The 17,630-nt window shown below is 70.7% G+C and carries 17 protein-coding genes and 1 tRNA gene; 8 read left to right on the top strand and 10 right to left on the bottom strand.

The annotated features are described in order from the left end of the window. Positions 1-286: 286 nt before the first annotated feature. The 4 genes from ACMGFG_RS09760 to ACMGFG_RS09745 all read right to left on the bottom strand — a co-directional run bounded on the left by ACMGFG_RS09760 (position 287) and on the right by ACMGFG_RS09745 (position 3,125). Positions 287-574 (bottom strand): DUF6360 family protein, encoded by a 288-nt coding sequence (locus tag ACMGFG_RS09760; protein WP_436930151.1) that lies wholly within the window; start codon positions 572-574, stop codon positions 287-289. A 64-nt stretch (positions 575-638) separates the two neighbouring features. Then, positions 639-842 (bottom strand): DUF7501 family protein, encoded by a 204-nt coding sequence (locus ACMGFG_RS09755; protein WP_436930150.1) that lies wholly within the window; start codon positions 840-842, stop codon positions 639-641. Between the two features lie 90 nt (positions 843-932). Then, positions 933-2,696: a nitrite/sulfite reductase gene (locus tag ACMGFG_RS09750; RefSeq protein ID WP_436930149.1), complete on the bottom strand. Its 1,764-nt coding sequence runs from the start codon at positions 2,694-2,696 to the stop codon at positions 933-935. Positions 2,697-2,783: 87 nt separating this feature from the next. After that, on the bottom strand, positions 2,784-3,125 hold the full coding sequence (locus ACMGFG_RS09745) for a DUF8134 family protein (RefSeq protein ID WP_436930148.1): 342 nt from the start codon (positions 3,123-3,125) through the stop codon (positions 2,784-2,786). A 209-nt stretch (positions 3,126-3,334) separates the two neighbouring features. Between ACMGFG_RS09745 and ACMGFG_RS09740 the strand changes: the two genes are divergently transcribed. From ACMGFG_RS09740 to ACMGFG_RS09730, 3 genes are all read left to right on the top strand, one after another. Beyond that, complete coding sequence (locus ACMGFG_RS09740) at positions 3,335-3,472, top strand: DUF8595 family protein (RefSeq protein WP_436930147.1); 138 nt, start codon at positions 3,335-3,337, stop codon at positions 3,470-3,472. A 130-nt stretch (positions 3,473-3,602) separates the two neighbouring features. After that, positions 3,603-4,274 (top strand): DUF7119 family protein, encoded by a 672-nt coding sequence (locus ACMGFG_RS09735; RefSeq protein WP_135364918.1) that lies wholly within the window; start codon positions 3,603-3,605, stop codon positions 4,272-4,274. A gap of 41 nt (positions 4,275-4,315) precedes the next feature. Continuing rightward, positions 4,316-4,427: transfer RNA gene (locus ACMGFG_RS09730), tRNA-Lys, on the top strand. A gap of 452 nt (positions 4,428-4,879) precedes the next feature. Here the strand turns inward: ACMGFG_RS09730 and ACMGFG_RS09725 are convergent. Then, complete coding sequence (locus tag ACMGFG_RS09725; protein ID WP_436930146.1) at positions 4,880-6,190, bottom strand: RNA-guided endonuclease InsQ/TnpB family protein; 1,311 nt, start codon at positions 6,188-6,190, stop codon at positions 4,880-4,882. 191 nt (positions 6,191-6,381) lie between these two features. On the opposite strand from ACMGFG_RS09725, the gene ACMGFG_RS09720 reads away from it, so the two are divergent. After that, a complete protein-coding gene (locus ACMGFG_RS09720) occupies positions 6,382-7,056 on the top strand; it encodes a hypothetical protein (protein WP_436930145.1) in 675 nt (224 codons plus the stop codon). Positions 7,057-7,107: 51 nt separating this feature from the next. Further along, positions 7,108-7,314 carry a DUF8123 family protein gene (locus ACMGFG_RS09715; RefSeq protein WP_436930144.1) on the top strand — a complete coding sequence of 69 codons (207 nt, stop codon included), beginning with the start codon at positions 7,108-7,110 and terminating at the stop codon, positions 7,312-7,314. Between the two features lie 141 nt (positions 7,315-7,455). Here ACMGFG_RS09715 and ACMGFG_RS09710 read toward each other — a convergent pair whose 3' ends face one another. Continuing rightward, positions 7,456-8,517, bottom strand: a complete 1,062-nt coding sequence (locus ACMGFG_RS09710; RefSeq protein WP_436930143.1) for a DUF8231 family protein — start codon at positions 8,515-8,517, stop codon at positions 7,456-7,458. A 237-nt stretch (positions 8,518-8,754) separates the two neighbouring features. On the opposite strand from ACMGFG_RS09710, the gene ACMGFG_RS09705 reads away from it, so the two are divergent. Then, positions 8,755-10,056 (top strand): DUF7405 family protein, encoded by a 1,302-nt coding sequence (locus tag ACMGFG_RS09705; protein ID WP_436930142.1) that lies wholly within the window; start codon positions 8,755-8,757, stop codon positions 10,054-10,056. Positions 10,057-10,201: 145 nt separating this feature from the next. Beyond that, the gene (locus ACMGFG_RS09700; RefSeq protein WP_436930141.1) at positions 10,202-10,633 is read left to right on the top strand and encodes a universal stress protein; all 432 of its coding nucleotides are present in this window, start codon (positions 10,202-10,204) and stop codon (positions 10,631-10,633) included. Positions 10,634-10,641: 8 nt separating this feature from the next. Here the strand turns inward: ACMGFG_RS09700 and ACMGFG_RS09695 are convergent, their stop codons facing one another. Next, positions 10,642-11,847, bottom strand: a complete 1,206-nt coding sequence (locus ACMGFG_RS09695; RefSeq protein ID WP_436930263.1) for an inorganic phosphate transporter — start codon at positions 11,845-11,847, stop codon at positions 10,642-10,644. 278 nt (positions 11,848-12,125) lie between these two features. On the opposite strand from ACMGFG_RS09695, the gene ACMGFG_RS09690 reads away from it, so the two are divergent. Continuing rightward, positions 12,126-14,279, top strand: coding sequence for a hypothetical protein (locus ACMGFG_RS09690; protein WP_436930140.1), 2,154 nt, complete (start codon positions 12,126-12,128; stop codon positions 14,277-14,279). A 51-nt stretch (positions 14,280-14,330) separates the two neighbouring features. On the opposite strand, the gene ACMGFG_RS09685 is transcribed toward ACMGFG_RS09690, so the two are convergent. From ACMGFG_RS09685 to pdxA, 3 genes are all read right to left on the bottom strand, one after another. Beyond that, complete coding sequence (locus ACMGFG_RS09685; RefSeq protein WP_436930139.1) at positions 14,331-15,059, bottom strand: universal stress protein; 729 nt, start codon at positions 15,057-15,059, stop codon at positions 14,331-14,333. Further along, on the bottom strand, positions 15,056-16,474 hold the full coding sequence (locus tag ACMGFG_RS09680; protein WP_436930138.1) for an APC family permease: 1,419 nt from the start codon (positions 16,472-16,474) through the stop codon (positions 15,056-15,058). Before ACMGFG_RS09680 ends, ACMGFG_RS09685 begins: the two co-directional genes overlap by 4 nt. 102 nt (positions 16,475-16,576) lie before the next feature. Beyond that, entirely contained in the window at positions 16,577-17,629 is a 1,053-nt protein-coding gene (pdxA, locus tag ACMGFG_RS09675; protein WP_436930137.1) for a 4-hydroxythreonine-4-phosphate dehydrogenase PdxA, read from the bottom strand. Position 17,630: the final 1 nt, after the last annotated feature.

Below are 17,630 nucleotides of genomic sequence, written 5' to 3'. Positions count from 1 at the left end.
CGCTGCGCTCCTCGGCCTTCGGCCTGCGGTGCTTGCGTCGTCCGGGACGGACCGAACGCGTCGCCCCTTTCATTCCCACCCGCTCAGACTGACCGGCCAGCCGATACGGGTGGGAATGAAAGGGGCCGCTCGCTGCGGGAACCCGGGCGACGCAAGCACCGCAGGAGTGAGCGGAGCGAACGACGAGGCGCGCAGCGAGCCCCGGGACCGCAGCGAGCGGGGGCTTTCACGCTGTTCGCAGTTCTGGTTCGAGCGGTACTCGCCGCTCAGGCACTCCGAATCCGACTTAGTCTACGTCAGCCGATTCGACGCGGCCGGCGTACTTCTCCAGTTCGGCGGCGAGTTCGCGGGCCTGCTCGGCCGAGAGTTCCACGTGGTCGGCGTGAGCGGTCACCTCGTCGAGGTCCGTGTTGTCCATCTCGACCTGCAACTCGACGTGGTCGGGGTCGTCGCGACTGTCGGTGGTGACGTTCAGGACGGTCAGCGCCTCCTCCTCGAAGCCGTGGCCCTCGACGCGGCCGTCGAGCAGGTCGAAGGTGGTGTAGGCGTTGACCTTCAGGATGCGGTCGACCATACCGACGGTCGGCGGGCCAGCCACTTAAGCGGCGGCAGCCGCCGACCGTCGCCGGGTCCGCGACTCAGCCGGTCCACTCGCCGGCCACGTCGTCGGCGATGTTCGACCGCCACACCTCGAACCGCTCGCGGCAGGTGTCGCTCTCCTTCGTGTGGTCGATGAACCCGGCACCGCCGTCGGGGAGTTGCTCGCCGCAGAACGGACAGAAGTCCGGGTTGTCCCAGTCCTGCGATCCCACTTCCGGATGGACGTGCTCGTCACCGGTCATGGGTACGGGGGAGGATAGGGAGTCCAGCGAAATAACGTTGCGGGGCGCCGAGGCGTCGGCCTCCGAGGAAGAGCGAGTCCGGGCGTCCGCTCAGTCGTCGGCGGGCGCGATCGAGTTGCCCTCGGCGTCGGTCGGCGCCGGGGAGTCGCTCATCTCGCTGTCCTCGGTGTAGGGATACCACGTCATCTTCGTGTTGTGCATGTACGGGTCCTCGTAGTCCGTCTCCTCGGGTTCGACGAACTCGGCGAGGGCGTCCTCGTCGTGGCGGGCGACGAACTCGCGGAACGTCTCCGTCCCGTCGCGCTCGGCCTCGTAGTTGTCCACGAGGTTCCTGATCGCGCCGGGCACCTCGTCGACGGGGACGCGCAGTTCGACCCAGTCGGCGAACCGCGGGTTCTCGCCGAGGCCGCCGCCGAGGCCGATGTCCAGCGCTTCCACGGGTTCGCCGTCCTTGCGCGTCTTCATCCCGCGCAGGGAGATGTCGGCGATCTGCGGCTGGGCGCACGAAGCGGTACAGCCCGAGAGGTGGATGTGGAAGTCCTCGACCTCCTCGGGCAGGTCGACGTTGTCCTTCAGCCAGCGGGCGTAGCGGACCTGGCGGTTCTTCGTCTCGACGATGGAGAGCGAGCAGAACTCCGTCCCCGTACAGGCGATGGAGCCGCGCATGAACGGACTGGGATTCGGCGAGTAGTCCTCCAGCAGCGGCTCGTCGAGGAAGGCGTCGAGCTTCTCGTCGGGCACGTCCGTGACGATGATGTTCTGGCGCTGGGTCAGCCGGACCTCACCGGAGCCGTACTCCTCGGCCAGATCAGCGAGTTCCAGCACGTCGTCGACGCCCATGCGGCCGACGAGGACGTTCAGGCCGACGTAGTTCTTCCCGTCGGGCTGGTCGTAGACGCCGACGTGGTCGCCGTGCTCGCCGGTGCCGGCGTTGTAGGTGTACTGGTCGCGCATGTCCTCGCCGGCGGTCGGGAGCTCGAAGTCGACGAACTCCTCCTGGAGGACCCGTCGCATCTTCTCGGGACCCCACTCGTCCATGAGGAACTTGATGCGGGCGTTGAAGCGGTCCTCGCGGTCGCCGTACTCGCGGAAGAGTGCGGACATGCCGCCGGCGACCTCGTTGACCTTCTCGGTGGGCACCCACACGTCGATGTCGCGGGCGAAGCGGGGCTCCTTGCGGGCGAGCCCGCCGCCGACGCGGACGTTGAAGCCGAGTTCGCCGTCCTTCTCGGCCGGCTCGAAGGCGAGGTCGTTGATGTCGCCCTGGCCACAGCCCTGGTCACAGCCGGTGACCGAGACCTTCCACTTCCGGGGGAGGTTGGTGTGGTCGTCGTCGCCCTTGAACGTCTCGTGCAGATCCTGGGCGACCGGCCAGGCGTCGATGTGCTCGTGTTCGTCCTTGCCGGCGACCGGACAGCCGACGATGTTGCGCCAGGAGTCACCGCAGGCCTGCTGGGTCGAGAGGCCGTTGGCTTCGAGTTTCTCGAAGATCTCCGGGACGTCCTCGAGTTTGATCCAGTGGAGCTGGATCGACTGGCGGGTCGTCCAGTCACAGTAGGCGCCGCCGAACTCGGGGTTGTCGACGGGGCCGCGGGCGTACTCGTCGGCGATCTCGCCGACGACCCGCAGCTGGCCGGGTTCGAGGACGCCGTTGGGCGTCCCGATGCGCATCATGAAGTACGACTCCTGGCCCTTCCGCTGGTGGTACAGCCCCCACCACTTGAACCGCTCGAACCAGGCGTCGTGTTCGTCCTCCGGGATGGCGTCCCAGCCCTCCTCGGCGAACTCCATCAGGTGTTCGCGTATCTCGTTGCCGTAGACCTCGCTCTTCCAGTTCTCGACTTTCGACGGCATTCGTGTCTCTCCCCAATAGCTCCGTACTTAAACGCACGCGCATCTCGACAAGCAACTCCACCTCTCCCGAAAGCCGGATCGTGTTGCCTACTCTTCGGGGCGAGCGAGGCGGCGACGCTGTTCCGGGATCTGGACGCTCGCGGTGTCGACGGGGTAGAACTCGCCGTCCGCGGGGTCGATGACGCGGCCGACGGTGAGCCAGCCGGTCACCCCCTCCCGGCCGCAGGTGATACAGCGGCCGGCGACCTTCGCCTGGATGTCCGGGTGGTCGACGCCGACCTCGGCGAACCCCTCGACGAGGAAGTCGGCGGTCTCGCAGTCGCAGACCTCCTGGCGGGCCAGCAGCCACAGGTCGCTGACGTTGATCTGCCGCTCGTCGTTGACGCTGATCCAGGCACCGTCGTCGAGCTGGTGAACGTCGGTCGTCACTGCCGGCCCCTACGCCCCGGAGTACCCAGAGCCTGTCGCCCCGGACAACACTCGCCGGTGGGTCGGCTGCCGAGCGGGGACGGACCGGCCGCCGCCGCGCCCGTCCGAGATAGCTGAAGGGATTGCCGGTAGGTCGCAGCCCGGGTAGCAATTACGGGAGCGCGACGGGTTAAGAGAGTGTGGCCTGTATCCGGGTGTACGACGAACCGATGACCCAGACGACAGACACCCACGACGACGAAGCGCCCGAGCCGGATACCAGCCACCTCGACGACGTGGAGGACGGGTGTGGCTGCGCCGAGGTCTGGGAGCACCTCTCCGAGGAGCGCGCCGAGGCGTCCGACTGACGGCCGTGGTCGAGCCGCGACCCCGGCCGCGGGGCCGCGACGGCGACGGTCGATCGGCCGCCGGGCGCGTGTGCACCGGTCGTGCCGACAGACGGGACCCTTTTGAGAGACCGTTCCGAAGGGACGAGCGATGAGCCACGAGGGGCCAGGCGATCCGCCGACGGACCGGGAGTCGCCGGTCGGGGCACCGGTCATCCGCGGCGACCCGAGCGTCACCGGCCAGCGGCCCGAGGAGGCCGTCGAGTTCGACCCCGACGACCCGGAGAGCCTCGAGACCGCCGCCGAGACCGTCCGGCAGTTCGCCAGCGACGCCGCCGGCGAGGCCGACACCGTCTTCATGCTCCGGGGCGCGGCCGCCTGCGCCGCGCTGGTCCGCGGCGAGGGCTCGTACAAGGCCGCCGCCGAACGGGCCGGCGGGGAGGCCACCGTCGCCTTCATCCGCAAGTGGTCCCGCGTCCACGACCTGCCCCGCTCGATCCGCAAGCACGTCGCGATGGGCGAGATCGCCCCCACCGCCGCCAAGCACATCGCCCGCGTCGCCGGCGCCGCCCGCCTCCAGCTCGCGTGGGCCGTCCTCGACCACGACATGACCGTCCGCCAGGTCCGCTCGGTCGCCAGCGACGTCAACGACGGCACCCCCGTCGACGAGGCGCTGGCCGCCGAAGGGATCACCCTCGGCGAACTCACCATGGAACTCCCGCCGGAGGTCTACCGCGAGCTCCGCAGGCGCGCCGCACTGGAGGACGTCGAACCCGACGAGATCGTCGCCACCGCGCTCGAACGACGCTTCGAACGGGGCTGATCGTAAGTACTTAATCGCCGTCTCCCCGATTCGGTGATGAAGGGCCGGTAGCTCAGTCAGGCAGAGCGTCTGGCTTTTATCGCGGCTACGCGTTCGACCCGCGTGGTTGCGGGAGAGACCAGATGGTCGGGGGTTCAACTCCCTCCCGGCCCGTGCAACGAACCGCCGAGTGGTAACGAGGCGGTGAGTGAACCGGCCCGGAAGGAGTTGAACCCTGCCAGTGGCAGCCCGGACCGGCCGAGCGAAGCGAGGCCGCACGCCGGACCCTCTGGCTCCGGTTCAACTCCCTCCCGGCCCGTACAGTGGACCCGTGAGCGGCGCGAACGGGTCACGAACCGGTAGGAGGAGTCGAAGTAGACCGGGCGTGCGCAGCGCAGTGCCCGCGAGCGAAGCGAGCGAGCACTGCCGCCGAAGCGAGCACGTCCGGGCGTAGTTCAACTCCCTCCCGGCCCGTTTTCGCGACGGACTGGACGACCAGAACGGAGTCCGACGGACCGACGACACACCCGTTAAACCGACTTAATTCGCGGAAAACCGCGCTCACGAACGCGCCCCTTTGACATCCTCCACGGCCTGAAGGCCGTGGAATCCCGAGCGTTGGGATATTAGGGTTTGGAGTCCACCACCTCGGCCCGCGGTTGGAATCCGCAGGTGAGGTCGTACAGGTAGACACCGGGCTGTGCCAACCAGCCGGTACTCCTATCCCCGGACGGGGACTCGGAGTTACTTGTGCTGTCGTTGATATCGAGACGGATGTTCTCCGCCCCGTTCACATCCGCGTTGAATGCTGCATCACAGTCCTCGCACACGTACAACCCACGCTCAACACGGTGATTCTCGTCTTCTTTTCCGCACACCGAACACGTCTTCGACGTAGCTTCCTCGTCCACCTCATCCACGTCAATCCCTTCGACCTTCGCCTTGTATTCGAGGATACTGGTGAAGCGGTCGAACGCCCACCCATGCAGGTCGAGGTTGCCGTGCCGCCCCCAGTTTTTCGCCTCACCGTCATCGTCCTCGCGCACGCCTTCCAAGTCACCGATGTTGATCTGGCCGACACCCTTCTCGACGCACCGCTGGACGATGTGCTTGGCGAAGGCATGGAAGAAGTGGGTGCGGCGCTCCGACCATTTGTGATGCAGTCTCGTGGCTCGTTCACCATCCGAGTTGTCGCACTTGGCGATCTCTTTGGGGAAGTAGTACCCGTCCTGTTTCAAGCGGTTGCCGGGGTAGAGGTCGGCTTCCTCGGTGCTATACGCGACGGCGGCGAAATTCGAGATGCCGAGGTCGATGCCAGCCGTCTCATCACCGGGCGCGTCTGGCGTTTCGCGCTCGTGTTTGCAGACGAGGTGGAGTTCCCATCGCACCTTCGCTTGGTCATAGACCGCACGTACTTGCTGGATGTTCTCCACCTCAACGTCTGGGCGCGTCTCGTATTCGACGAGGATGTACTCCCGAGCGCGGGGGTGTTCCTTGTGATTCGCACCCTTACTGAGACGAACACGGTTGTGTTTCTGGTCGTGGCGGAAGCCCTTCTGCTTCCACGTGACCGTTGAACGCGGGTGTTCTTCGTGGACGCAGCGGCCCTCGTCGTCGTAGTAGTTCTGTTTGCGGTAGCCGGGCGGATTGTCCCGGTTGTCGTCTGAGGAGTACCACGAGTTGAAGGCTTCAGCAAGTTCCTCCAGAACCCGCTGACTGGACTGCGAATGCAGCCCTCGGTACTTGTCGTGATCCTTCAATTCGCGTTTCAACTCCTCGTGGTCGGGGATTTCGCCCGTCTTCTCCCACTGTTGGCGGGAGTGGTAGTTGGCGACGTTCCACAGTTTGCTGGCCGCCCACCCGTGTCGGTTAAGCGACTCCGCAACTTGCGAGTGATTGCGGATTTTCGCTGGGTGGGTGCGGTGAACTTCCAGCATCCGTGGAACACCTCTATAACTTGTTATACTCGTCTTATTTGTAAAAGTTGGTGTCTGCGGTGGAATATCCGAGCCTGCAAGTAGAACGGTGGATTGCTGCTCACCGTGTCGGCTTCATCACCCGCCTGAAGGCGGGTGTATTCGCCTTGCAGTCTTTATAATCGGTCCGGCCCCTGGGCTCGCCCGGAGCCATGAACGTCGACACCGACAGACTCCGGAGTGCCGTCGGAACGGACACAGTCGAATCGGCGACCAGGATCGTCCTCGGGACGGGAGCGCTCGTCGTCGTGCTCGCGCTGGCGTCGCTGCTGCCCGGGCTGGACCTGCTGGTGCCGCGGACGCCGGTGACGCTTGCGGCCGTGGTCGGCGCGCTCGCGACGCTCGCCGCCGTGGTGCTACTGGTGTACCTGGCCTCGGCGCTGGCGGCCCTGACGCGGCTCGCGCTCGACGGACCGGCCGAGCTTGTTGAGCACCTCGCCTCGGTCGTCCACTGGCTGGTCGTCCTCGCTGCGGTCCTGGTGGCCCACGCGGGGCTGGCGGCGGCCGTGACGCCGCTGCTCGGCGACGCCGCGTGGCTCTACGACGTGGCCTTCCTCCTGCTCGGGCTGGGGCCGCTGGTCGTGGTCGCCGCTCGCCTCTGGGTCGCCGTCGACCCGCTGGCCGAGCTGGTCGCCGACGGCGTCACCGCCGGTCCCGCCGGCGATAGGGCGGACGCGGACACCGGGGCGGACGCGGACACCGGGGCGGACGCCGAGGCGGTCGGCGCGGACGCAAGCACCGACGCAGACGCCGATGAAACCGGCGTAGACGCCGACGAGTCCGACACGTCCGCCGGAACCGGCGACGACCCGGATCGCTCGTCCTGAGCGGCGTCGCGAACCACGAAGTTTACGGCGGTGAGCCGCGAGGAGTAGTGTATGAACGTCACGAACCGTTTCGAGGACCGGCTGGAGCCGGTCGGGATCGCCGTCGGCGCCCTGCTCGTGCTGGTCGCCCTGGCGACGCTCGCCGGCGCCCCCTGGACGACGAAAGGCAGCGTGGCCGCCTCGGCCCTGCAGGTCGTCGGTGCCGTCGCGACCGCCGCCGTGGGCGCCGGCCTCGTCTGGCTCAGCCGCGCCGACTGACCCCGTTTCTCGCTCCGTCTCGACTTCGCTTCACCGCTCGTCGACAGCGCCGCCGCTGTCCCGTCTGGTAGCGTCCGAAAAGCGTCGTCCCGAAAGCGTTCGTCCCGAAAACGGCCGTCCGCGGCCGGTCACTCCCGACCGTCAACCCCGGACGGGCAAGAAGGCGATGGCGATCAGGATGATCGCGGTGACGAGGCTGAGTTCCGCGATGCCCCACAGGCCGTTCATCCGGTCGTTGTACGACTCGACGGTGTTCTCCTCGGCCGCGTAGTCGTCGTAGCGCTCGGCGGTCTCGAAGAAGTACACCGACGAGTTGTCCGGGAAGTGCGCGAAGTACTGCGTGTCCGCGACGGTGAAGTTCGACCCCTCGGAGAAGCCGACGGTGACGGTGTTCTGGCCGGGACGGGTGAGTTCGACGCTGGTGTTGGTCACGGCGTCGACGGTCGTCTCGTTGCCCTGGTAGGTCAACGTCTCGCCCTCGGCGATGGTGTGGCGCTCGACCGGCGGGAAGTACTCGTCGACGGGGACGTTGGTATCGTTCGCGCGGAAGGTGACCTTCCGGACGCCGTCCTGCGTGATCGTCTCGTTGTACAGCGCCGGGTCCTCGTCGACCATCGCGCCGATGTCGCGCTGCTCGACGAACGTCGCCTCGGTCGGGTCGGCCACGCCCTCCGCCTGGACGACCAGCAGGTACGGGCCGCCCCAGACGATGGTCGCCGCCTCGCCCGTGACGCTCGTGACGGTCGCCTCGTTGCCCCGGTAGGTCACCGTGTCGCCGACCCCGTAGCTCTCGTTGACCGACGCGTCGCTCGCGAGCGCGAGGGTGAACGAGCCCGCGCTCTCGTTGACGGCGACCTCGTACTCGCTGCCGTTGTACTGGACGGTCGAGCCGGCCTCGAAGACCTGCTCCATGCGGGCCGACTGGTCGTCCCAGCGCACGTCGGTCACCGGGACCTCGGTGTCGTTGTCGATGGTCGTCGTGACGACGGCCGACTCGTTGACCCACGCGAGCTCGCCGCTGCCGGTGTCGGCCTGGGCGACCTCCCAGGTCCGGTCGCCGAAGGTCACCTCGTCGCCCGCGGAGTACGCGGTGTCACCTTCCAGTGAGATCGTGGGCGCTTCCGTCGTCTGGATGAGGCCGTACGCACCGGCCCCGAGGACGAGGAAGAACACGAAGTAAATCGCCGCGGCTCGTCGTTGCATACCCGGGTGGTCGGGCGGCCCCGCGTATAATGATTACCAATTCCACCGATACGACGGCGTCTGGCCCCCCTCGGAACGGCGGTCCCGCGCCCGCCCCGGGGCGGTCCCGGGGCCGGTCGACGCCCACCACCGGCGCGGCCCGGCCCGACCGGGGCCGGTCCCACGCCGATCCGGGACCGAGCCGGCGGCGGGCGACCGACCAAAATCCCCTTCTCGGTCCGCTCGTTACCGGCCCACATGGTCCCCGACCTCGACCGCGACCTCCCGCGCAGGGAGTTCCTCCGGGCGGCCGTCGCCGTCGGCGGCGCCGGCGCGCTCGCGGCCTGCCAGGAGCGGACCGACGGCGACGCCGTCCCCGCGGGCGACCCCGACGCGAAGCCCGCACGCCAGCACGCCTGGCGCGACCACGTCCCCCACGACGACAGCGGCAACTCCCTGCTGCCCGAACACCAGGTGCTCCTGTACGTCGACTTCGACGGCGACGGCCCCCCGGGCGAGGACGCCCGGGTGACGCTCGAAACCGCGCTGTCGACGCTCGACCGCGCCTACGAGTGGAGCGCCGACGGCCTGCTCCACACCGTCGCCTACTCCCCCGCCTACTTCGACCGCTTCGACACTGGCCTCCCGTCCTCGGTCGAGCTCCCGCCGCCCCGCGCGCTCTCGGCGTTCGAGGACCCGACCTTCGACACCCAGGACGCCGTCGTCCACCTCGCGAGCAACCGCGCGGACGTGGTGCTGGCGGCCGACGAGGCGCTGACCGGCGACCGCGAGGCGGTCAACGGGGAGTCCGTCGACGCCCGCCTGACCGACGTGGCGACCGTCGACTCCCGGCGCACCGGCTTCGTCGGCGCCGGCCTCCCGGCCGACCACCAGAACGCCGCGGGCATTCCCGACTCGGAGCCCGTCCCCGAGCAGTCGCCGCTGTTCATGGGTTTCAAAGCGGGCTTCGTCGGCAACCAGGCGACCGAGGACCGCGTCACCATCGAGGAGGGGCCCTTCGCCGGCGGGACGACGAAAGTGATCGCGAACCTCCGCCAGCGGCTCGACGACTGGTACGGCGAGCAGGACTACGACGAGCGCGTCGCCGAGCTGTTCAGCCCCGCCCACGCCGAGGCGGGGCTGGTCGAGGGCGTCGGCGCGAACCTCGGCGACGACAGCGGGATCGACCGGTTCCTCGACGATATCGAGGGGCGGGCACGCGAGGCCGGCCGCGTCGGCCACGCCCAGAAAGCCGCGCGGGCCAACCGCGACGACGACGGGAACGTCCGGCTGCTGCGCCGCCACTTCGAGTCGACCGACGACATCGGCTCGGACCAGGCGGTCGCGAGCCTCCACTTCCCGTCGCTGCAGCGCCGCGTCTCCGAGTTCGAGTCGGTGCGCGAGGCGATGAACGGCGCCGATATCGCGGCCGCCACCCCGGCGGTCCGCCAGCGCGTCAACAACGGCATCCTCGAGTACATCTTCGTCCGCCGCCGGGGGAACTTCCTCGTCCCCCCGCGGCGCCACCGGGCGCTCCCGACCCCCCGGCCCGACGACTGAGGACAGCACACCCTCACACCGACGGCAGCGCCTCGTCCAGCGTTCCCCTGCTCGGCGTCGGCGGCGGATCCGTCGCCTCCCGACCGGTGGCCCCGTCCGCGCGGAGCGCCGTGGATACTTGTGCCGGGCCCCACTCCGTTCGAGTATGGCACCCTCGCACGTGCTCGTCGCGCTGGACGGGTCGCCGCTGGCCGACGACGCGCTCGCCCACGCGCTGGAGACGTTCGACTGCCGGGTCACCGTCCTGAACGTCGTCACGCCGCTGGACGCCTCGATGAGCGAGGGCGGTGTCCTCGAACCCGGCGAGGACCGTCGCGAGGCCGCCCGCGAGCGCGCCAAGCGGCTGGTCGACCGCGCCCGCGACCGGGCCGCCGAGGTCGACCGGAGCGTCGAGACCGTCGTCGAGACCGGCGACCCGGCCGAGACCATCCTGGCGACCGCCGACGACCGCGGCGTCGACCAGATCGTCATGGGCGGCCACGGCGGCGACCGCTCCGGCATCGGCCGCCGGCTCCTCGGCACCGTCGCGACCACCGTCGTCGGCGAGGCGCCCGTGACCGTGACCGTCGTCCGGTGAGGCGGCCCTCATCCGCCCAGAACGGCCGCGAACACCCGGTACAGGCCGAACCCGACGGCGATGGAGGAGACGAGGGTGACGACCCAGAAGGCGAGGGTGACGCCGATCTTCCGGCGGGAAACCCCCGCCGACCCGCCCGCGAGCCCGCCGCCGATGACGCCGGAGATGATGATATTGTTGAACGAGATGGGGATGCCCAGGGCGATAGCGACCTGGGCGATGATGAAGCCCGGGACGAGCGCGGCGATCGACCGCCGGATGCCCAGCGAGGCGTACTCGCGGGAGGTCGCCTGCAGCAGTCGCGGCGCGCCCATCCAGGCGCCGCCGAGGATCCCGACGGCGCCGACGGCCAGCAGGACGATCCCCGGCAGTTCCAGTTCGGCGCCGTAGAGGTTTTCGAGCGGGCCGGTGGCCAGCCCGACCTGGCTGCCGCCGCTGGAGAAGGCGACGACACTGCCGAGGACGACCAGAAACGTGCGGATCCCCCTGTCGACCGAGTCCTGCGTCCGCCGGCGGATGAACTGGAAGCTCAGCGCGGCGAACGCGACCGTCACGACGGCGACCGTCGGCTCGACCCCGGCGACCGGCGACAGCCCGACGATATCGCCCCCAAGTCCGGCCAGGGAGTTCTGGGTGGCGTCGGGGCCGGAGGGGATGACGCTCAGCTCGACGTTGGCGACGATGGCGCCGACGACGGCTGCCAGTACGGGGACGCCGACGGTCTCGGGGATGTCGTCCCGGCGGAGGACCGTCGCGGTGAGGTACGCGAGCCCGCCCGAGACGGGGGGGACGAGCACCCAGAAGGTGGCGATCCGGCGGTAGGTCCCGACGGCGGGGTCGCCCCCCAGCGAGAGCCCGACGCCGACCATCGCGCCCGTCGTCGCGAACGCGGCGGGGACGGGGTAGCCGCTGTAGACGCCGAAGGCCATGAACGCCGTGGCGGTCAGCAGTCCGGCGGTCGCCGCCAGCGACGTGATGTCGACGCCGAGGATGAGGCCGGCGCCGACCGTCTCGGAGATGCTGCCCCCCTGCGTGAGCGCGCCGAGGGCGGCGAGGATACCGATGAGGAAGGCGGCGCGCATCGTCGAGATGGCGTTGGCGCCGATGGCCGGGGCGAAGGGTGGGGAGTTGCTGTTGGCGCCCAGCGTCCAGGCGGTGCCGAGGCTCACCAGCGTCGCGAGCACGACCAGCGCCCAGAAGCCGACGGTGGCCACGCTCACGACCCCCGGTCGGCGGACGACCCGGTCATGTGAGACACGTTGTGTCGGTGCGCGAATAAACGTTCGCGCTGCGGCGGGCCGCGTCACAAGACATTTCCGCCGCCGTCCGAATACACGGCAATGCGATTCTCGGAGACGCGACCGCCGGCCGCCCCGTCGGTGGAGCGGCGGCCGCCGACCGTCCGGACGACGCGGGAGCCGTCGACGGGCCGGCACGGTTCGGCGGTGAGACGGTGACCGACGACGGGCCAGCGGGGCCCGACGGGCCCGTCGTGGACCGCCGAACCGTCCTGGGGGCGGTCGCCGGCGCGGCCGCGCTGGCCGGCTGCGGCGCCTTCGAGCGCGGCGCCGACGGGACGACAACACCAGTCCCCGCCGACCGCGCCCGCGACCTCGCCGAGCGGTTCGCGCCGACGCTGTACTTCGACGCGGCCGAGCGGTGGTTCCCGACCGACCCGCGCCCCTACGAGCGCGACCGCGACGGCGAGACGGTCGTCGACGGCTTCGCCGCGCTGGACGGCTACACCGAGCGGTTCGACCCCGAGTCCCCGCCCGACCCAGCGGTCTTCTACAACGCCGTCGCGTACGAGGACTCCCCGCTCGCGGTCGTCCAGTACTGGTTCTACTCGGCGTTCGACCAGTTCACCACCAACTTCCACTGGCACGACTGGGAGGTGCTCCACGTCTACGTCGACACGGCCGGGGCGGCGCCGGACCCGCAGCTCTACGTCGCCAGTTCCCACTCCCGCAGGGTGCCGAACAACGAGTACCTCGACCCGGACCCGGACCGCCGGCCCACGGTCCTCGCCGAGCTGGGGTCCCATTCCAGCGCGCTGTCGGTCAACGACGCCGTCGACGAGTTCCAGCGCTTCTCGGTCGCGGACCTGGCCGCCGACATCACCAACAGCGCCGTCGAGGGCGTCGAGGACGTGGTCGAACTCCCGCTGGCCTACGGGCTGCCGCGCGACGAGGGCGGCCGGCTCCCCTTCGCCGTCCCGGAACTCGACGGCGACCCCCTCCACGAACACGAGGACCTCCCGTCGGTCGCGGCCGGCGACCTCCTGCCGGAGAGCCACACCGTCCGGTCGTACGACACGCTGGGGTCGCCGCCGACGGACGTGCCCGAGCGGTCGACCGGCCTGGTCTTCGGGCCCGCCGCGGACGCGCCCGACGAGGCCGACGTGGGGTACGCCCTCGAACCGACGGCGGATCTGGAACACGTCGCCGAGTTCACCGGGCCGCAGCTGAGCTTCGAGTTCCCCGTCCCCGGACCGGTCGAGGACGCCGTCGCGAGCCACCTCACGGCACCGGGCGTCCCCTGGGACCAGACGCGCTACGAGAACCCGACCGACGATATCTCCGACCCCGCCCACCGGCGGGCGCTGGCCGACCGCTACGACGCCGTCGGCGACCCCGCGCCCGCGAACACGCTGGTCGCGCGGGCTGTCGAGGCAGTCCCCTCGCCCGACGCGCCCGAGGGGGAGGGGCTGACGGCCGAGGACGCGCGGGTCGAGGCGGTCGCGCTCGTCGAGAGCGACCCCGTCGCAGTCCCGACGTTCGGCGGCGTCGCGGCCGTGCGGGACCTCCCGGACGGCGACCACCGGGTGACCGTCAAGGGCGCCGGGCTCGCGCCCCACAGCGAGACGGTCGCGGTCGGCGACGACGAGGGGACGGCGACGGACACCGCCACGGACGTCCCCGACCGCGCGCCCGCCGGCGTGACGCTCGCGGGCGCCGGGGGCGAGATATCGCTGGTCGCCCGCGAGGACGCGACGAAACTCGCGGTCGACCCCGCCGAGAGCGACGCCGACCTGACGGACCTGGCCGTCGAGGACGACTTCGCCGGCCGGATCTACGACGCGCCGCTCGACGGGCCGGACGCCGTCTACGTCCACCGCGGCGGCGCCTACACCACGGAGGTCCGGGACAGCGACGACGCCGTCGGCGCCGTCCGCGTCAATCCCGGTCGCGGCGGCACCGACGGTGACGTGGAGCGCGTGACGGTCGACCGCCCCGAGACCGGCAAGGCGTCGCTCGCCCGCTATCTCGCCGACGTGGCCGAGGAGACTCGCGCCGAGGTCGCCGCGGAACTCGACGACGGCGACAGCGACGACGATGACGACGATTCGCCGGGACAGGGCAACGGCGGCGGGGACGGCGGTCCCGGCAACGCCCTGCGCGGCCTCGTGCAGGTGCTGGCGGCCATCGCCGAGGCGGCCGACCGGGCCGCCGAGCGCGCCGAGGCCGGCGACCGCGGGCAGGCCGACGCGAGTATCGAGGCCGTGGCCAGTCGCCTGGAGCGGGCGACCGACCGACTCGAAGCCGCGCGGGCCGACCTCCCGCCGGGGCTGGCCAACGCCGCCGACAACCGCTTCGAGCAGATCGAGCGGCGGTCGAGACAGGCGATCGAGTCCGAGAAGCTCTGAGGCGGTCGTCCCGGCCCGGGGTCACGCGGAGCTGTCGTCGGACCCTCGCGCTCAGGCGGCGTCGCCGTCCGGGCTGCGCTCGGGCGCGGCCTCCTCCTCGCCGCGCCGGACGACGAGCACCGGCCCGACCGTCTCCGCGGCGACGCGCTCGGCCTCGTCGCCGAAGAGGAAGGACCTGAGCGACGGCGCCCGCTCGCCCATGACGACGGCGTCGTGGCCGGCCGCCGCGTCGACGAGCGACTCGAACGGCGGCCCGGCCGCGTGGCTCGTCTCGACGGCGATGCCGGCCTCCCGAAGCGACGCAGCGGCGTCGTCCAGCGCCGTCTCCCCCGCCTCGTCCCCCTCGTCGGTCGCGACGAACAGCGTCACGTCGATGTCGCGGTCGCCGACGAGCGTGACGACGAACTCGGTGAGGCGGTCGGCGGCCACCGCGCCCGTCAGCGGGACCAGCAGGCGCTCGACCGGGCCGGTCGCCCCCCTGACCGCGACGACGCCGGCGTCGACCTCGTCGGCGACCCGGCGGACGGACTGCTCGCGGTCGTGGGTGAACACGAGGCGACGCTCGGCCGCCCCGCCGGCGGCCGCGAACTCCTCGGTCACGTCGTCCAGCGCCTCGTTGGCCCGGTCCTCGTACTGGAGGCGGGCCTGGTCCGGCGGTGTCTGCTCCGGGACGACGTGATAGCCCAGCACCGTCACGTCGACGGTCCCGAGCAGGTCGATCAGCCCCGGCGAGACGGTCTCCCCCTCCAGTATCGCCAGCGGCACGAGGACGCGGGTCATAGGGCTCCCCTCAGGCTAACGTCGCGAGCGTAATAGAAGTACCAGCCCGCGCTGGCGAGCATCACCGCGAGTCCGACGACCTGGGAGAGCCGCTGCATGAAGCCGACGAGCGCGAAACTCGACAGCGCGCCCAGTACCGGCACGACCGGGTAGCCGGGCACCCGGAACTCCGGGTCGTACCACTCCGGTTCGTCCCGGCGGAGCACCACGAGCGCGACGCACATCAGCCCGTAGAGGACCAGGTGGAGGAATGAGGCGACCTCCGCGAGCACCTCGACCCGGCCGGTCGCGACGAGGACGAGCACCGGCCCGCCGGCCAGCCCCAGCGCCACGTGGGGCGTCCCGTACTTCAGGTTGATACGGCTGGCCCGCCGCGGGAGCAGGGCGTCGCGGGAGACGGCGTAGATGGCCCGCGAGGTGCTCAGGATGGAGGCGTTGGCGCTGGACATCGTCGCCAGCAGCCCGCCGAAGACGATGGCCAGCGCGCCCGCGGCCCCGAGGTAGTGCCGTCCCACGTCGACCATCGCCGTCTCGCCGAGCTGTTCGAGTTCGCCGCTGGGGATCGCGCTCGTCGCGACGAACACCGTCAGCACGTACATGACGCCGACGATCACGACCGACCCGACCATCGCCAGCGGGAGGTTCCGGCCCGGTCGCTTCATCTCGCCGGCGACCGTGGCGACCTGTGCGAACCCCAGGTAGGAGGTGAACACGAGCGCGGCGGTCGTCAGCACGGGGACGGGGCCGAACGGCATGAACCGCTCGGGCGCGCTCGGCGCGCCGACGACGCCGACCGCGTCGAGCGCGCCGTACAGCAGGAACACCGAGAGGATCGACAGCAGGAGCGCGACGACGCCGTTCTGCAGTTTGGCGGCGTTCTCCGTGCCCGTGACGTTCAGGACGGTGAACCCCGCGCCGAAGAGGAGCGCGACCGGGACGACGAGGCCGTCGCCGACCGCGACGCCGAGTTCGGCGAGCGTGTCGACGGCGTAGTAGCCGAAGCCGACGAGGTAGAAGGCCGTCGCGAACACGAGCCCGACCCACAGCGAGAGGCCGACGACCGTGCCCGCGAGCGCCCCGAGCCCGCGGGAGACGAAGTAGTAGCCCCCGCCGCTTCTCGGCATCGCCGTCGCGAGTTCCGAGGTCGGCAGCGCCACGAGGAGCGCCACGACCGCGCCGATGGCGAACGACCCCGCCGCGGCCGGCCCCGCCTCGCCCGCGGCCAGGCCGGGAAACACGAAGATGCCCGCGCCGATCATCGTCCCGATCCCGATGGCGAGGCCGCCGGTCAGCCCGAGCGTCCGCTCCAGCTCGGCGTCGTCGGTGACCGTCGCCTCGTCCGTCTCGACGGTCTCCTCGACCACGGGCGCCTCGCCCTCGACGTTCCGGCCGCCGCCCTCGGCGTCGGTACTCACGACCGCCCGGTTCGCCCCGGCGGTCAAAAGGGGTGGCGACCGTTCACGGGGACCGTCCGAGCGGACGCGCCAGCCATCACCCGGCAGATTCGCGGGGACGTGTCAGCCGTCCGTCCGCGCCGCGCGGTTGCGGGCGATCCGGGCGGCCACCTCGACGGCGTCGACCATGCTGGCCTCGCTGGCGACGCCCTCGCCGGCGATGTCGAAGGCGGTGCCGTGGTCGACGCTCGTGCGGACGATCGGCAGGCCGACGGTGACGTTGACGCCGGAGACGGCGCCGTCGTTCGCGAACCCGAGCATCTTGATCGGGATGTGGCCCTGGTCGTGGTACATCGCGACCACGCAGTCGTAGGCGCCGCCCGCCGCCTGCGCGAAGACGGTGTCGGGCGACTCGGGGCCGACCACGTCCAGCCCGTCGGCGCGGGCGTCATCGACGGCGGGTTCGATCTCGCTGCCCTCGGCGATCCCGAGGATGCCGCCGTCGCCCGCGTGGGGGTTCAGGCCCGCGACGGCGATGGTCGGCTCGTCGATCCCCAGGTCGCGTAGCCCCTCGTGGGTCACGTCGATCGTCGTCCGGACCCGGCCGCGGCAGACGCGGTTGCACGCCTCGGTCAGCGTGACGTGCGTGCTGACGTGGGTGACGACCAGGTCCGCGTCGACGCCCCCGTCGGCGGCCTCGGTCAGCCCCTCGACCAGCATCATCGCGTACTCGTCGGTGTCGGTGCGGTCGGCGAGCAGCCCCGTGTGGCCGGCGTGGGTGCTCCCCGCACAGCGGGTCGCCTGCTTGTTGATCGGCGCGGTCGTGATGGCGTCGACCGCCCCGTCGGTCGCCAGCTCGATGGCCCGTTCGACGTACTCCAGGCTCGCCGCGCCGTAGGCCTCGCGGACCTCGCCGTAGGTCAGATCGTCTACGTCGACGTTGTCAAGGTCCAGCACCGGGATCCGCTCGGGATCGGCGTCCGCGGCCGCCGGCGAGTCGACGGGTTCGACGGCCAGGTCGGCCTCGCAGACCGCGACGGCCGCGCGCAACACGTCGGCGTCGCCGACGACGAGCGGCGCCGCGGCGTCGCACAGTTTCGGGTAGGCCTCGACGACCACCTCGGCCCCCACGCCGGCGGGGTCGCCCATCGTCACGGCGACGGTCGGTCGCTCCATG

Source organism: Halosimplex halobium, assembly GCF_051414055.1.
GTDB classification, from domain to species: domain Archaea; phylum Halobacteriota; class Halobacteria; order Halobacteriales; family Haloarculaceae; genus Halosimplex; species Halosimplex halobium.
This window is presented reverse-complemented; position numbering and strand designations above follow the sequence as displayed.

What these genes read in the sequence shown, in the direction of transcription:
- ACMGFG_RS09760 (WP_436930151.1), bottom strand. Translation starts at nt 574, where the DNA reads ATGGTCGACCGCATCCTGAAGGTCAACGCCTACACCACCTTCGACCTG.
- ACMGFG_RS09755 (WP_436930150.1), bottom strand. Translation starts at nt 842, where the DNA reads ATGACCGGTGACGAGCACGTCCATCCGGAAGTGGGATCGCAGGACTGG.
- ACMGFG_RS09750 (WP_436930149.1), bottom strand. Translation starts at nt 2,696, where the DNA reads ATGCCGTCGAAAGTCGAGAACTGGAAGAGCGAGGTCTACGGCAACGAG.
- ACMGFG_RS09740 (WP_436930147.1), top strand. Translation starts at nt 3,335, where the DNA reads ATGACCCAGACGACAGACACCCACGACGACGAAGCGCCCGAGCCGGAT.
- ACMGFG_RS09735 (WP_135364918.1), top strand. Translation starts at nt 3,603, where the DNA reads ATGAGCCACGAGGGGCCAGGCGATCCGCCGACGGACCGGGAGTCGCCG.
- ACMGFG_RS09725 (WP_436930146.1), bottom strand. Translation starts at nt 6,190, where the DNA reads ATGCTGGAAGTTCACCGCACCCACCCAGCGAAAATCCGCAATCACTCG.
- ACMGFG_RS09720 (WP_436930145.1), top strand. Translation starts at nt 6,382, where the DNA reads ATGAACGTCGACACCGACAGACTCCGGAGTGCCGTCGGAACGGACACA.
- ACMGFG_RS09715 (WP_436930144.1), top strand. Translation starts at nt 7,108, where the DNA reads ATGAACGTCACGAACCGTTTCGAGGACCGGCTGGAGCCGGTCGGGATC.
- ACMGFG_RS09710 (WP_436930143.1), bottom strand. Translation starts at nt 8,517, where the DNA reads ATGCAACGACGAGCCGCGGCGATTTACTTCGTGTTCTTCCTCGTCCTC.
- ACMGFG_RS09705 (WP_436930142.1), top strand. Translation starts at nt 8,755, where the DNA reads ATGGTCCCCGACCTCGACCGCGACCTCCCGCGCAGGGAGTTCCTCCGG.
- ACMGFG_RS09700 (WP_436930141.1), top strand. Translation starts at nt 10,202, where the DNA reads ATGGCACCCTCGCACGTGCTCGTCGCGCTGGACGGGTCGCCGCTGGCC.
- ACMGFG_RS09685 (WP_436930139.1), bottom strand. Translation starts at nt 15,059, where the DNA reads ATGACCCGCGTCCTCGTGCCGCTGGCGATACTGGAGGGGGAGACCGTC.
- pdxA (WP_436930137.1), bottom strand. Translation starts at nt 17,629, where the DNA reads ATGGAGCGACCGACCGTCGCCGTGACGATGGGCGACCCCGCCGGCGTG.